The sequence below is a fragment of the Chryseomicrobium palamuruense genome, assembly GCF_042649045.1.
GTDB classification, from domain to species: Bacteria; Bacillota; Bacilli; order Bacillales_A; family Planococcaceae; genus Chryseomicrobium; species Chryseomicrobium palamuruense.
In genome coordinates, this window is the sequence record NZ_JBHSEF010000024.1 from 82,606 (window position 1) to 96,273 (window position 13,668).

At 46.5% G+C, this 13,668-nt stretch carries 11 protein-coding genes; 2 read left to right on the forward strand and 9 right to left on the reverse strand.

The window, feature by feature from the left end; translation table 11 throughout:
- Nucleotides 1–54: 54 nt before the first annotated feature.
- The gene (rlmD, locus tag ACFO0S_RS11885; RefSeq protein WP_378142344.1) at nucleotides 55–1,413 is read left to right on the forward strand and encodes a 23S rRNA (uracil(1939)-C(5))-methyltransferase RlmD; all 1,359 of its coding nucleotides are present in this window, start codon (nucleotides 55–57) and stop codon (nucleotides 1,411–1,413) included.
- 27 nt (nucleotides 1,414–1,440) lie between these two features.
- The gene (locus tag ACFO0S_RS11890) at nucleotides 1,441–2,409 is read left to right on the forward strand and encodes a tRNA dihydrouridine synthase (protein WP_378142312.1); all 969 of its coding nucleotides are present in this window, start codon (nucleotides 1,441–1,443) and stop codon (nucleotides 2,407–2,409) included.
- Between the two features lie 201 nt (nucleotides 2,410–2,610).
- Here the strand turns inward: ACFO0S_RS11890 and ACFO0S_RS11895 are convergent, their stop codons facing one another.
- From ACFO0S_RS11895 to pcrB, 9 genes are all read right to left on the reverse strand, one after another.
- Nucleotides 2,611–3,549 (reverse strand): diacylglycerol kinase, encoded by a 939-nt coding sequence (locus ACFO0S_RS11895; protein WP_378142313.1) that lies wholly within the window; start codon nucleotides 3,547–3,549, stop codon nucleotides 2,611–2,613.
- Nucleotides 3,550–3,620: 71 nt separating this feature from the next.
- A complete protein-coding gene (locus ACFO0S_RS11900; RefSeq protein ID WP_378142314.1) occupies nucleotides 3,621–4,178 on the reverse strand; it encodes a thioredoxin family protein in 558 nt (185 codons plus the stop codon).
- A gap of 83 nt (nucleotides 4,179–4,261) precedes the next feature.
- Nucleotides 4,262–5,692: an Asp-tRNA(Asn)/Glu-tRNA(Gln) amidotransferase subunit GatB gene (gene gatB / locus ACFO0S_RS11905; RefSeq protein ID WP_378142315.1), complete on the reverse strand. Its 1,431-nt coding sequence runs from the start codon at nucleotides 5,690–5,692 to the stop codon at nucleotides 4,262–4,264.
- Complete coding sequence (gatA, locus tag ACFO0S_RS11910) at nucleotides 5,692–7,158, reverse strand: Asp-tRNA(Asn)/Glu-tRNA(Gln) amidotransferase subunit GatA (protein ID WP_378142316.1); 1,467 nt, start codon at nucleotides 7,156–7,158, stop codon at nucleotides 5,692–5,694. The genes gatB and gatA overlap by 1 nt, the downstream gene beginning before the upstream one ends.
- A gap of 14 nt (nucleotides 7,159–7,172) precedes the next feature.
- Complete coding sequence (gene gatC, locus ACFO0S_RS11915) at nucleotides 7,173–7,463, reverse strand: Asp-tRNA(Asn)/Glu-tRNA(Gln) amidotransferase subunit GatC (RefSeq protein ID WP_378142317.1); 291 nt, start codon at nucleotides 7,461–7,463, stop codon at nucleotides 7,173–7,175.
- A gap of 72 nt (nucleotides 7,464–7,535) precedes the next feature.
- Nucleotides 7,536–8,660, reverse strand: a complete 1,125-nt coding sequence (locus ACFO0S_RS11920) for a CamS family sex pheromone protein (protein ID WP_378142318.1) — start codon at nucleotides 8,658–8,660, stop codon at nucleotides 7,536–7,538.
- Between the two features lie 15 nt (nucleotides 8,661–8,675).
- A complete protein-coding gene (ligA, locus tag ACFO0S_RS11925) occupies nucleotides 8,676–10,676 on the reverse strand; it encodes an NAD-dependent DNA ligase LigA (protein WP_378142319.1) in 2,001 nt (666 codons plus the stop codon).
- Between the two features lie 12 nt (nucleotides 10,677–10,688).
- On the reverse strand, nucleotides 10,689–12,917 hold the full coding sequence (gene pcrA, locus ACFO0S_RS11930; protein ID WP_378142320.1) for a DNA helicase PcrA: 2,229 nt from the start codon (nucleotides 12,915–12,917) through the stop codon (nucleotides 10,689–10,691).
- Between the two features lie 15 nt (nucleotides 12,918–12,932).
- Nucleotides 12,933–13,622, reverse strand: coding sequence for a heptaprenylglyceryl phosphate synthase (gene pcrB, locus ACFO0S_RS11935; RefSeq protein WP_378142321.1), 690 nt, complete (start codon nucleotides 13,620–13,622; stop codon nucleotides 12,933–12,935).
- Between the last annotated feature and the right edge of the window lie 46 nt (nucleotides 13,623–13,668).

Sequence of the window (13,668 nt, forward strand, 5' to 3'; positions counted from 1 at the left end):
AGGAGTTTTTTCATGATATAATGGAGAAATGACTTGAAGAAGATCGGAGTTCGAATCGATATGACTGTACAAAAAAATGACCGTTTGACGGTCTTTGTTGAAGATTTAACACACGACGGGCAAGGCGTCGCAAAAGTCGACGGCTATCCCCTCTTTATTAAAGGTGCACTTCCGGATGAGGAAGTCGAGATCCATGTTGTCAAGGCACTGAAAAAGTATGGGTTCGCCAAATTACTTGAGGTAAATAAGCCTTCCCCTTTCCGCGTTTCCGCACCCTGTCCGGTATTTGAAACGTGTGGAGGGTGTCAGTTACAACACCTTAGTTACGAAGGTCAATTGATGGTGAAAGAAAAGCAAGTCCGCAGTGCCATGGAACGCATCGGAAAGATCCATGCACCTGTCCTTCCGGTGAAAGGAATGGACAACCCGTGGCGCTACCGAAACAAGTCCCAGATTCCATTTGGACTTGAGGATGGTCGCGTCGTAGCTGGCTTTTACAAGAGTGGCTCGCACGACATCGCGGATACCCCGACGTGTCTCATTCAAAGTGAGGAAGCAGATCGCTTGATGGTAGCGTTGAAAGAACGCGCACTTGAATTTGGTTTGACACCTTACGATGAAAAAACGGGACAGGGACAACTACGTCATCTGGTTGTACGTACAGGGTATGTCAGTGGCGAGACGATGGTCGTACTAGTCACGAAATCTCGCAAAATTTCACAACCCGAGCGCTTGATTCAACTGATTCGCGAAATAGAACCGACGACTGTTTCGATTGTTCAAAACATCAATCCCGCACGCACTAATGTGATCTTTGGGGAAGAAACGTTCGTGCACTGGGGCAAATCGCAAATCGTGGATTCGATTGGCGACATCCAATTTGAAATTTCAGCCCGCTCATTCTACCAAATCAATCCGGTGCAAACGAAAGTGTTATATGAGCAAGCTTTAGAATACGCAAATCTGACAGGCCATGAAACGGTCATGGATGCCTACTGCGGGATTGGCACGATTTCCTTATTCCTTGCGCAAAAAGCGAAGTCTGTGGTTGGTGTGGAAATTGTTCCACCCGCTGTTGAGGATGCCCGTCGTAACGCAGTGCTCAATGGGTTTACAAATGCGGAGTTTGAAATCGGGGCAGCGGAAGATGTGATTACAGCCTGGTACGAAGCCGGCCAAGTTCCGGATGTGGTCGTGGTGGATCCACCTCGCAAAGGACTAGACGGCAAACTGATTGAGACACTCGTAGCGCATAAACCACGACGAATCGTCTACGTGTCGTGTAATCCAGCGACACTTGCACGTGACTTGCGTCTCTTTGAAGATGGCGGTTACACGATTCATGAAGTACAACCGGTTGATATGTTCCCACATAGTACACATGTCGAATGTGTGACGTATTTAACGATATAAGAGTTTTGTAGGAGGATTTGATGTAACATGAAAGAAAATTTTTGGCAAGAGCTCCCTCGTCCCTTCTTTGTTCTCGCACCGATGGAAGATGTGACAGACGTTGTCTTCCGGCACGTGGTCGCAAAGGCTGGCCGGCCCGATGTCTTCTTTACGGAATTTACGAACTCAGATAGTTACTGTCATCCCGACGGTATACAAAGTGTCCGCGGTCGATTGACCTTCACAGAAGACGAGCAGCCGATGGTCGCACACATTTGGGGAGACAATCCCGAATACTTCCGCCAAATGAGCATTGGCATGGCGGAAATGGGCTTCAAAGGCATTGATATCAATATGGGATGTCCCGTACCGAATGTCGCTTCTCGCGGCAAAGGTAGCGGCTTGATTTTGCGACCGGACGTGTCAGCAGAATTGATTGAAGCAGCGAAAACTGGCGGTCTACCTGTCAGCGTCAAAACCCGTCTTGGGTATACAGAGATCGAGGAATGGAAAGAGTGGCTTGCGCACATTTTGAAACAAGACATTGCGAACCTCTCAATCCACTTGCGCACACGCAAAGAAATGAGTCAAGTCGATGCCCACTGGGAACTCATTCCGGAAATCAAAGCACTGCGCGACGAGATTGCGCCTCAAACGATGCTCACCATCAATGGTGATATTCCGGACCGGACAAAGGGTCTCGAGCTTGCAGAGAAATACGGCATTGACGGTGTCATGATTGGTCGTGGTATCTTTAAAAATCCCTTTGCATTTGAAAAAGAGCCTCGTGAGCACACACCGGAAGAGTATCTGGAATTGCTTCACTATCAGTTAGAGTTGCAAGATCAGTACGCCGAGCAAGTCCCTCGCTCCATCTCGGGCCTTCATCGTTTCTTCAAAATTTATGTGAAGGGGTTCCGCGGTGCTGGGGAACTGCGCAATCGCTTGATGAACACGAAGTCCACGGCGGAAGTGCGTCAGGTGTTGGCGGAGTTTGAGAGTCAGCAGCTGGTGTAGAAAGGCAGCTGGTGCGAGTTTCGAGGCAACTGGTGCAAATATCGCCGCCGCTAGTGCGAATAATGAAACGTCTGGGGCATTCCGCTCTGGCTGGTGCGATTATCCCCCATCTACCACAAACCAATAATTATCACCTCACCAAATGAAAACACCTCCCGCCAGGAACGAATGCATCGCATCCTTCCTAACAGGAGGTGTTTTTTAACTCATTAAATCTTCATTCACCAAACCAACCTTATCCTGCTCCGGCAACAAATGAACCGGGGCCATGATCTCTACGTGGCGATGCAAGTTCTCAAATACTGCTGGCAATGTGCCACCGTATTCCCCGTCGAGATTCAGCAGGACTGACTCTTCAGACGTCACTGTGATTTTCGACGCTTTCCGATAAATAACATGTGGATCCGATAAGTGTTCCCCTCGTATTGCTAGTGTCGCTAAGCGAATGAACTCGGCAATATTGACCTTCTTCAAAATCAACAATGTAAACTTTCCATCGTTGATGCTCGCATCCGGCGCCAGTTTCTCAAAGCCGCCGACCGAATTCGTGAGACCAATTAAGAACATCATGGCTTCCTCGTCAAACACTTCGCCGTCAAATTCGATATGGAGCTGAGAAGCTTTGATGGACGGCAACATTTCAATTCCCTTTAAATAATAGGCCAACTGGCCAAGGACTGTTTTTAAACGGCTTGGGACCTCGTATGTCAGTTCCGTAATGCGTCCGCCCCCAGCGATATTGATAAAGAATGTATCGTTGACCTTGCCGACATCGACGGGAATAGAATCGCCTGACGTAATGATATCAACGGCCTTCGAAATATCGCGTGGAATATGAAGCGCCCGCGCGAAATCATTGGTGGTACCCATTGGAATAAGGCCCAGTTTCGGACGGTTTTCATAAACACTGACTCCTGCGACGACTTCATTCAACGTTCCGTCGCCACCAGCAGCGACGATTAAGTCAAAGTCATTTTCCACCGCTTTTTTGGCAGCGGCTGCCGCGTCTCCTGCTCCTGTCGTTGCGTGACAAGACGTTTCATAACCTGCGAGTTCCATTGCTTCTAATACTTCCGGCAAGTGACGTTTAAATAATTCTCTTCCGGATGTCGGATTATATATAATACGTGCACGTCTCATCGCGTGAACCTTCTTTCTACACAAACTCTATACATTAAGACAGTCTATGTCTGGCAGATGTTCCCGATTCGTTACAGAACGTGCATCCATTTTTCACGAATACTACTATAGGTGGCCATATGGAAATCTGCATTGGACTCAAACTGAGCCGATACGTCTTGGAAAACTTTTTTCTGCTCTTCCTCAAACTCCGGCGCATCTTGCGCAGGTAGCTTTGCTTTCGCGTCCATAACATAGGTCTGCACCATGTCCGCACGTGGTCCCCACGTCTCGATGACTTCGCCAGCTTCATTCATCAACAAATACTTCGGAATCGAACGTCCGCCGTTCGTTAAATAGCGGTCAATGAGATCCGTGTCGGCATCTCGTAAGGATACATGTACTTCCGTATCTGTTGCTTCCGCAATGCGGCGCAGAATGGCATTGTTCATCATGGCATCCCCGCACCAATCTTCCGTAATAGCAAGGATGTGAAGATTCGCGTCTTTTAAACGAGTTAAAAACTCATCATCTGCTGGCACGTGAAACGATTCGTAGATGTGGAAAGACCCTTCTTTTTTCGTCGACATGGCGTCCATGTAGTCCGCTAGTGTTTGACCTTCTTCAAAATATTGCTGTTCTGTTTTCATAAGTTATTTGCCTCCCTTATATCCAATAGCATACCATGAATTCCCAAAATAAGGCTCGTCCAAACAAGGACGAGCCACATCAATTACCGTTGTTGTATTTCTTCAAGAAGTAACTTATTGACCATTGGCGGATTTGCTTGGCCTTTCGTTGCTTTCATGATTTGACCGACAAGGAACCCAATTGCACGGTCTTTCCCATTCTTAAAGTCTTCAATTGATTGAGGATTAGCATCCAGCGTCTGCGTAACGATATCACGAAGAGCGCCTTCATCCGAAATCTGAACAAGCCCTTTCGCTTTCACGACCTCTTCCGCCGTGCCACCATTTTCGACAAGTTCTTTAAAGACTTTCTTTGCAATCTTGGAACTGATGGTGCCGTCTTCAATCAACTTCACCATACCTGCAAGTCCTTCAGGCGTCAATTTCGTATCATGCAACTCTTTTTGTTCTGCGTTCAAGTACGCAGACAAGTCTCCCATCAACCAGTTCGTTGACAGTTTCGTGTCTGCCCCAAGAGCAATCGTCTCTTCGAAGAAATCGGACATTTCTTTTGTCAACGTCATCACGCGTGCGTCGTACTCGGTCAATCCAAGTTCGTTTACATAACGTGCTTGACGCGCATCTGGAAGTTCCGGAAGTTCTTCACGAACACGGTTCATCCACTCTTCATTGATAACGATCTGGACAAGATCCGGCTCTGGGAAGTAACGGTAATCGTCTGCCCCTTCTTTGACACGCATCAAGAGGGTCTTTCCAGTAGACTCATCATAACGACGCGTCTCTTGAAGAATTTCTCCGCCTGACTTGAGGACTTCCGCCTGACGAATTTGCTCATGCTCCAACCCTTTTTTCACGTAGCTAAAGGAGTTCAAGTTTTTCAGTTCCGCTTTGGTACCGAATTTTTCTTGCCCATATGGACGCAAGGAAATGTTCGCATCACAGCGAAGAGATCCTTCTTCCATCTTACAGTCTGAAACGCCTGTAAACTGGATGATTGCTTTCAATTTTTCTAAATAGGCATATGCCTCTTCTGGTGTGCGAATGTCTGGCTCTGAAACGATTTCCACAAGCGGCGTTCCTTGACGGTTGAAGTCGACAAGTGAATAGCCTTTATCAGTGTGAGAAAGTTTCCCCGCATCTTCTTCTAAGTGAAGACGGGTAATCCCGATACGCTTCGTTTTGCCGTCTACTTCAATTTCAATCCAACCGTTTTCGCCGATCGGCTTATCAAATTGAGAAATCTGATACGCTTTTGGGTTATCCGGATAGAAATAGTTTTTACGGTCAAACTTCGTGACCGGTGCGATGTCCATATTTAATGCCATCGCTGCACGCATGCCCCACTCGACAGCTGTTTTGTTGACGACCGGAAGAACACCTGGATAGCCTAGGTCAATTACGTGCGTGTTTGTATTTGGTTCCGCCCCAAAGTGTGCAGGAGACGGAGAGAACATTTTTGATTCAGTTTTCAATTCTACGTGGACTTCAAGTCCAATGATGGTTTCAAAGTTCATTATGCGTTTACCTCCCAAAGAGCTGGGGTTTGTTTGTGGAAGTCTGTCGCGGATTCATAAGCAGACGCCACTTGATAAATCGTTGATTCATCAAAATGTTTTCCGATAATTTGCAGACCGAGTGGTAAACCATTGGAGAATCCACAAGGTACAGAAATTCCTGGTACTCCTGCAAGGTTTACAGGAATCGTTAAAATATCGTTAGCATACATCGTTAATGGATCATCGACTATTTCACCGACTTTAAATGCTGGGGTTGGTGTCGTTGGCCCTACAATCACATCATACTCTTCAAATACTTTTTCAAAGTCTTGTTTAATGAGAGTACGCACTTTTTGTGCTTTTAAATAATACGCATCATACGAACCGGCACTTAATGAATACGTCCCTAACATGATTCGGCGTTTCACCTCGTCACCAAAGCCTTGGGCACGTGTCATTTTGTAAAGTTCTAATAAGTTCGTTGCCTCTTCTGCACGGTAGCCGTAACGGATTCCGTCGAAGCGTGCTAGGTTTGACGATGCTTCTGATGAAGACAGCAGATAATAGGTCGCAAGAGCATATTCAGAGTGTGGAAGAGATACTTCTTCCCATACTGCGCCTTGTCCTTCTAGCACTTTAAGAGCCGCAAGAACCGACTCCCGGACTTCCGGACTTACGCCGTCTCCCATATATTCTTTTGGCACACCAATTTTCAACCCTTTGATTGGTTTGCCAATCGCTTCTGAGAACTTTGGAACCTCTACGTTTGCGGACGTTGAATCCATTGGATCTACTCCGGAAATGACTTCGAGTAACTTTGCGTTATCTTCAACGTTACGCGTGATTGGACCAATTTGATCAAGGGACGAGGCAAACGCGACGAGTCCAAAACGTGATACGCGGCCATATGTAGGCTTCATTCCAACAACTCCACAGAATGCCGCTGGTTGACGAATCGAACCACCTGTATCTGATCCAAGTGTGAATGGTACTTCTCCAGCAGCAACTGCCGCAGCTGACCCACCTGAAGACCCACCTGGTACGTGGTCAAGGTTCCACGGGTTGCGTGTTTTCTGATACGCCGAGTTTTCAGTCGAAGAACCCATCGCAAATTCATCCATATTGATTTTACCGATGGTAATCATTCCGGCTTCTTTCAGTTTGCGTACAACGGTTGCATCATAAATAGGGTTGAACCCTTGAAGAATCTTACTTGAACACGTGGTTTCAAGGCCTTCTGTAACAATGTTGTCTTTGACACCGATCGGAAGTCCGAATAATGGGCCACGGTCTTCTGCAGGAACGGATTCCAGTTCTTCTGCTTGTTTCAGTGCTTGTTCTTTATTCAATGCAAGGAACGCTTGGACGTCGCCATCTACTGCTTCAATGCGCGCATAGGCTTCTTCCGCGAGTTGACGAATCGATACGTCCTTTGATGCGATTTTTTCTTGCAATTGTTTTGCTGAGTGTGAAAAATAGCTCATCGTGGGCCGCCTCTCTATTCCATAATTGCAGGAACTTTCACTTGTCCTGCTTCTTGTTCTTTCACGTTCTTCATCATGATGTCGCGGTCAAGACCTGCTACAGACTTGTCTTCACGCAACACGTTTACGAGTGGAAGAACATGCGTTGTCGGTTCCACGTCCGTTGTATCCAGTTCGTTTAACTTATCAGCAAACTGTACAATTTTCGCCAGTTGCTCTGTAAAATGTTCCACTTCTTCTTCCGTAATTGCAAGACGCGCTAAATGCGCGACGTGACGTACTTCTTCTTTAGTAATGGTTGCCACAGAAGACACCTCCATAGATTTAAATCATACAGTCCATCATAGCATTTATTGCTTTACTTGAACAGAGTATCGTCATTCGTAGATATGAACAAACGGCGTTTCTTCATTTGCTTCTCGTTTGATGAGCGCTTGTTCGCCTTCAATTGAGGTGATGTTCACTTCCACAGGCAAATCCGCAACAAAACTAGTATTGAGTAAACCTGCGACATATTGTGTAAATCCTATAATTTCCGCTTCACCAAAAAATTGAATGGGAATAGTAATTGTCAGTTTTTGCAAGACACTGTCTCGATAAAAACCGGTTCCGATGACGCTAGTGTAATTCGGGAAATACGTCTCCACATTATATTTAAAGTTTCGGAAAGCCGTATCCATGTCCCGGTACTGCTCCACTGCATTGGATGTTGGGAACGTGACATACTGCTCATTGATCGGTGCCCAGTTGGAAACCGTTCCTCCATTATCTGCAACACCGTAACTAAAATACGTACCTGGTACAATCGCATTGCGACTGTTTTGCTTAAATAACCCTACTGTAATCGGAACTTCAGCAAGTCCTGGCATTGCACGCATACGTGTCACGATTTCATTTGCGATACGACGACCGTTCTCTGTAATTTGGTCATCCGATAGGGGCTGTTCAAATACAGGTCCATAATCGACTTCAGTATAGTAATAGATCGAGTTCAGGGCAAGACCGATCGACACCCCGCCGAGCTTCATCGTATTCCCTTCTCGTACCAAGTAATTCTGTTCCACAATATGTGTAAGGTAAACAGGTGCTTGCGTGGCTTTTTCTCGCCCCGTCAGTCCTTGATCGTCCGGATTCAGTCCAGCTTCCGTTTGATTGCTGCGAGCGAGCCATGAACTAATCGTCGACCTGTCTAGATACTGACCTTCTTGGAAGTAGTACTGATCAGTAGGAAACTCATTTTGTGATAACCGCATAAGCCCCTTTTCCACTTCGACGACATCATATTTCGTTGCCATATTGGAAACGACCAGCCCGCGGCTCTTGCTCTCTGCATAAGGGAGAATCGTTGAATAATACGTTTCATCCAGTCGAACAGATGGCAATACGACCGTGCGTGCTTCTGATTCTGCCGGGTCTTGTACGACTTCTTCTTGTGTTTGATTTGGGGTACATCCTGTTAAGACGAGGAGTGCTGCTAGAGCAAGCCATCCTTTTCTTTTCATACGCTTTCTTCCTCTCTACTCTGCCAGAGCATCCATCATTTGTTGCTCTGACCATACCTCGATGCCGAGCTCATTGGCTTTGTCGAGTTTCGACCCTGCATCTTCCCCAGCAATAACGAGGTCTGTTTTTTTACTAACACTTCCTGAGACTTTTGCGCCTTGGGCAAGTAGTTTCTCCTTGGCTTCGTTACGGGATAATTGTTCCAGTTTCCCTGTCAGGACGACCGTTTTTCCAAAGAACGGACTATCCGCTACGGCTTCTTTATCAATTCGTTCACCGGTATAACTCATCGTGACGCCTGCTTGCTTTAACCGTTCGAGTAACTCTTTCGTTTCTGGAAGTTCCAAATAACTGACGAGCGAGTCCGCCATCTTGTCACCAATTTCATAAACTGCCGTCATTTCTTCACGTGTGGCTTGTTGTAAAGCATCAAACGAACCGAATTCTTGAGAGAGTAGGCGAGCGGCTTTCTCACCGATATGGCGTACGCCTAGCCCGAAGAGTAATTTTTCCATCGAATTTTCTTTCGTAGCTTCAATGGCCTTTACTAGATTCTCTGCAGATTTCTGCCCCATACGGTCGAGTTGAATAAGTTGTTCGACTTCAAGTGTATAAAGGTCCGCTACGTCTTTGATCAACTTGTTTTGAAAAAGTTGTTCGACGACCTTTTCTCCCAGACCATCAATATTCATAGCATTGCGAGATGCGAAGTGCTTGATGCCTTCAGTAATCTGAGCTGGACACGACGGATTAACGCAGCGAAGCGCTACTTCTTCTTCAATCCGGACGAGTTCACTCTCACAAACAGGGCAATTCGTTGGCATCACGTATGGTTCTGTGCCTTCAGGTCGTTCCTTTTCAACCACTGCGACCACTTCGGGAATAATATCTCCCGCTTTTCGAATGATCACATGGTCGCCGATGCGCACATCTTTTTGTTGGATCAAATCAACGTTGTGGAGAGATGCACGGCGCACGGTCGTCCCTGCCACTTGAACAGCATCTAAAATTGCCGTTGGTGTAACCACGCCTGTGCGTCCCACTGTCCATTCGATGTCGAGCAACGTCGTAACCACTTCTTCAGCCGGAAACTTATAGGCTGTGGCAAAGCGAGGGCTTTTCGCTGTGAAGCCGAGCTCTTGTTGCTGTTCATAATGGTCGACTTTAATGACAATGCCGTCAATTTCATATGGAAGTTCGTTTCGTTTTTCTGTCCATTCTTCAATGAACGCTGCAACCTCTTCAATGGTTTCGCAGACACGTGTTTCGTTATTTAATAAAAACCCTTGCGTACGTAAATACTCCAGCGCTTCTGAATGAGACTCAATGCCAAGGGCTTCAGGGTCCCCTAGTCCATAAATGAACAAGGAAAGATTCCGACTCGCTGCAATTTTTGGATCAAGCTGACGTAAGCTACCTGCTGCCGCATTACGAGGATTCGCGAATAGCTCGAACTCGTCTTTCGCCCGCTGTTCGTTCAACTTAGCGAATGATGATTTCGGCATGTAGGCTTCTCCACGCACTTCAAACGTGGCACTTTCTTTCAAGCGAAGTGGGACAGCACGAATGGTCCGCACGTTAGCAGTAATGTCCTCCCCAATTGTGCCGTCTCCACGTGTTGCTCCTCGAACAAGTTTCCCATCTTCATATAACAAACTGATGGCAAGACCATCAATCTTCAGCTCACATACATAGCGGTGCGGGGTATCCAGTAAATCACGAATACGACGGTCAAACTCCAGCAAGTCTTCTTTTGAGAAGACATTCGAAAGAGAGAGCATTGGCGTACGGTGACGAACTTTGGTGAAGCCTTCTAGCGGTTGCCCCCCTACACGTTGGGTAGGAGAATCTGGAAGAATCAGGGAAGGATTTTGTTCTTCCAGTTCCAAGAGTTCCCGCAAGTACTGGTCATACACCGCATCGGAAACGATTGGTTCATCAAGTACATAATAGGCATGGCCATACTCATGGAGCATTTCATGCAATTCTTTCATGCGTGTTTCCACTTCATTCATCCGATAGACCTCCTACTGTTTTTCAATTGGAGCAAATTTCGCTAAGAGTCGTTTGATACCAGTAGGCTGTGGGAAGGCGATGTCGAGTTCCCGGTTTTCTCCTTCACCGCGGACACTCACGACGGTTCCCACTCCCCATTTTTTATGAGACGCTTTATCGCCCACACGCCATTCGAGCTTGTCTCCGCCCGATTCCGTATAGACGGGATGGCTTGGAGCTGTTTTACGCGGTTTCATGTAACGATTGCCTGCAGCAGACGGATGAACGTGAGACGCACGTTCCCCTCCAACAGGTTCAATCACATCCGCAGATATTTCACCGATAAAACGAGACGGTTGATTCATACTCGTCCGGCCGAAGATCATTCGACTTTGGGCACAACTCAGATAGAGCTTTTCCTCTGCTCGTGTCAGGCCTACGTAAGCGAGACGACGTTCTTCTTCCATCTCATCATCATCGCCAACTGAACGGCTGTGTGGAAAGATATTCTCCTCCATCCCGATCAAGAAGACTACTGGGAACTCAAGACCTTTCGCTGCATGTAAAGTCATCAACGTGACCGTCCCTTGAGACTTGTCTTGTTCATCAAGTGCATCAATATCGGAAATCAACGCAAGGTCTGTCAAGAACGCCACAAGCGATTTGTCATCGCTGCGTTTCTCAAAGGCTTTCGTCACAGTTAAAAACTCTTCAATATTCTCTAGACGACTTTCCGATTCAATCGTATTTTCCCGGCGCAGCATCGCACGATATCCTGAACGTTCAATGACTTCTTCGACAATTTCACTGACTGCCAGATAATCTTGCATCTCCGTCAAGTTGCGAATCAGTTGATAGAACTCATTGACAGATTTGATCGCGCGAGGAGAAATCCCCGGAATGAGCGTCACATCTCGGAGCGCTTCAAATACAGTAATGTCGTGCATGATTGCATACGATGCCAGACGGTCAAAAGAAGTTGCCCCAATGTTTCGCTTTGGTTCATTGATGATGCGTGCAAGCGAAATATCATCATCATTGTTTGCTATCAGTCGTAAGTACGCAAGTAAATCTTTGATTTCCTTCCGGTCATAGAACTTTGTTCCACCAACAATGACATACGGCATATTGGATTTGACGAGTGTCTCCTCCATACCCCGTGACTGGGCATTTGTCCGGTACAGAATGGCAAAGTCATGATACTTCCGGCCTTCGTCTTGAATCAGTTGTTGAATCTTGCCGACTACGAACTGGGCCTCGTCCTGTTCACTATACGCGCGGTATAATTGAACTTTTTCGCCTTCCTGGTTCTCGGTCCGCAACACTTTTGGGTAGCGACTCTTATTGTTGCCGATAATTTCATTGGCCGCTTGCAAGATACGTTGTGTCGAGCGGTAGTTCTGTTCGAGCATAATCACTTTTGCGTTCGGGTAATCTTTTTCAAACGATAAGATGTTCCCGATATCCGCACCGCGCCAGCGATAGATGGACTGATCGGAATCCCCAACGACACAAATATTCTTAAACTTTGCCGCGAGCATCTCCACAAGCTCATACTGCGCTTTATTGGTATCTTGATATTCATCCACGTGGATGTAATGAAATTTGTTTTGATAGAAATCGAGCACTTCGGGTTCTTTCCGGAATAACTCAATGGTGCGCATGATCAAATCATCAAAATCCATGGACTGATTTTTGCGAAGACGCTTTTCGTACGCTGTATAGACGCGTCCTGCGACTTTTTCGTACGGGTTCATCGGATTTGATTCCGCAATAAAGTCACTCGCAGACTTCAATTGGTTCTTCGCACTACTGATGATGGATAGAAGTGCGCGAGGTTCATATTGTTTCGGGTCAATATTTTCTTGTTTTAGGATGGCTTTGATGACACTCAATTGATCGGTACCATCTAGTATTGTAAAGTTTTTCGAATAACCGAGTAGGTCTGCATAGCGACGCAAGATGCGTACACACATCGAGTGGAACGTCGAGACCCACATTTGATCCCCGAAACCGTCACCAAGTAAGCGGTCAATTCGGTCACGCATTTCTCGCGCTGCTTTATTCGTAAATGTAATAGCGAGTATTTTTGAAGGGTACACTTGTTTTTCTACAATCAAATAGGCAATTCGGTGCGTCAGTACACGCGTTTTTCCGGAACCTGCACCTGCCATAATCAGCAGGGGTCCTTCGGTTTGTTGCACCGCTTCTTTTTGCTGCGGATTCATTCCGTCAATCAATTGGTGGGTGATACTTTCCATGGTGCCTCCTTCTGGTTAGGCTTTTACTGCCTTCACCGTTTGTAATGCTTTTTTTAAATCCGTATAAATAATATTTCCAACGACAATGGTATCGGCATGTGCCGCCATCTCGCTTGCTTGTTCGTTTGATTCAATGCCTCCACCATAAAATAAGCGGGTTGATTGAAGCACGGCTTTCGAAGCTTTGACCACTTCCGGATTTCCATAGGTTCCGCTGTATTCTAAATAAAAGATAGGGAGCCGAAATAGATGTTCAGCCATGCGTGCGTAAGCAACAACGGCTTCTTGATCAATGGTCGTCTCGGCTTCTGTCAGATGAGCTACTTTTGCATCCGGATTCAGGACGCAATACCCTTCGGCAAAGACTTCGTCCCAATTCATAAAATCGCCATGCTCGACAAGAGCCGCATGGTGTAGATCCTTGACCCATTTCGTGTGGGGACTGTTTAAAACGGTGGGAATGAAATAAAAATCAAATCCCGGTGTAATCATATCGAGGCTTGAGAGTTCGAGGCAAACAGGTAGGGCATATCGGCGGATTCGCATAAGCAGTTCAAGAACATCATCGAGTTCTATGCCGTCGGAACCTCCTACAAGGATGGCATCCGTTCCTGATTCACAAATCGCTTCAAGCGTATCATCATCTATTGGTTTCGCTGGATCCACTTTAAAAACGTGTTTCCATTCGGTATAGGTTGTTAACATCCAAGCACCTTCTTCCGTCAGACACATTGAAATCGACCCACGGGGG